Source organism: Acinetobacter sp. BSP-28 (assembly GCF_044130285.1).
Classification (GTDB): domain Bacteria; phylum Pseudomonadota; class Gammaproteobacteria; order Pseudomonadales; family Moraxellaceae; genus Acinetobacter.
In genome coordinates this window covers 1-918 of record NZ_JBIQOB010000079.1, presented here as the reverse complement: position 1 = coordinate 918, position 918 = coordinate 1, and the positions used below count along the sequence as shown (strand labels likewise).

3 protein-coding genes are annotated in these 918 nt (G+C 42.6%); all 3 read right to left on the bottom strand.

The genetic code is table 11. The features are described 5' to 3' along the window. Positions 1-34: 34 nt before the first annotated feature. From ACE01R_RS17840 to ACE01R_RS17830, 3 genes are read right to left on the bottom strand one after another with little or no spacing between them, the layout of a single operon-like run. Complete coding sequence (locus ACE01R_RS17840) at positions 35-445, bottom strand: hypothetical protein (protein WP_395552811.1); 411 nt, start codon at positions 443-445, stop codon at positions 35-37. Next, positions 445-648 carry a hypothetical protein gene (locus tag ACE01R_RS17835; RefSeq protein ID WP_395552810.1) on the bottom strand — a complete coding sequence of 68 codons (204 nt, stop codon included), beginning with the start codon at positions 646-648 and terminating at the stop codon, positions 445-447. The genes ACE01R_RS17840 and ACE01R_RS17835 overlap by 1 nt, the downstream gene beginning before the upstream one ends. Further along, positions 641-901 carry a hypothetical protein gene (locus tag ACE01R_RS17830; RefSeq protein ID WP_395552809.1) on the bottom strand — a complete coding sequence of 87 codons (261 nt, stop codon included), beginning with the start codon at positions 899-901 and terminating at the stop codon, positions 641-643. Before ACE01R_RS17830 ends, ACE01R_RS17835 begins: the two co-directional genes overlap by 8 nt. Between the last annotated feature and the right edge of the window lie 17 nt (positions 902-918).

The following is a 918-nucleotide window of genomic DNA, read 5'->3' as shown; positions in this document are numbered from 1 at the left end:
GACCAATCCATTACTTTTGCTTTCACCACTGCATTCATCCCAAATCCCCTACCATCTTCTCAATCTGCTGAATTGCTAAACCTGACTTCACTTGCTCTGTACTAAACCGTATTACCTGGTAACCCATCATTACTGCAGCGTTGTATTTCTCCATATCCCCAATGTATCCCTTACCTCTCGTATGTCTGCCACCACTCCAGATCCCACCTTCCACCTCAACCAATATCATTTTGCCTACCAGGTGGAAATCGGCTCTCCATTTCCGTTTTGGGTGAAACTTAAATTCCTGTTCAAAGTTGATTTTTAGGGCTTTCAAGTCTCTGGCCAGTTTAGCCTCTCCTTCGCTTTGAACCTTTTCACCGTTGATCTTCTTGGGCCGCTTGGTGGCAGTCTTACGACCACCACCGTAAAGTTTTTTGTATTCAGCGAGTGAGATGCTGCTCATTAGTCACCTGCGACCAGCTTAAAAACCAAAATCACCACAATGATTGAAACTGAGAATCCAATACCAAAACTAAAACCGCGGTTCATCCACTCCATGACAGCGATATTGTTAAAACCGCCAGTCGCCCACTTCCAAATGAATTTGACCGCAAAGAGCAAGGCCATACTAAGCAGAATACAAATTAGAAAATCCTTGTTATTCATGCTCACCTCGTAGGATTTTCTCTAAATCATCCGCCTGACTAAGCATGATGTTTTGCTCTCGATAGTTGTAAGCATGACTTTTCGATGCGGCTTTCAAAATATCAATCTGATCCTCAATTTTCTTTTTCAGCTCATCAATCTTGGCTTGTTGGTGGTTCCATGCCATTTCGGAAACCTTGTGTTCATTACCAAGGAAATAAACTGTTTTCTCATTTGCATTCAGGCTTCTAAACCACTGTTCAAACTCACTCATCTCTCAATCACCTTCGT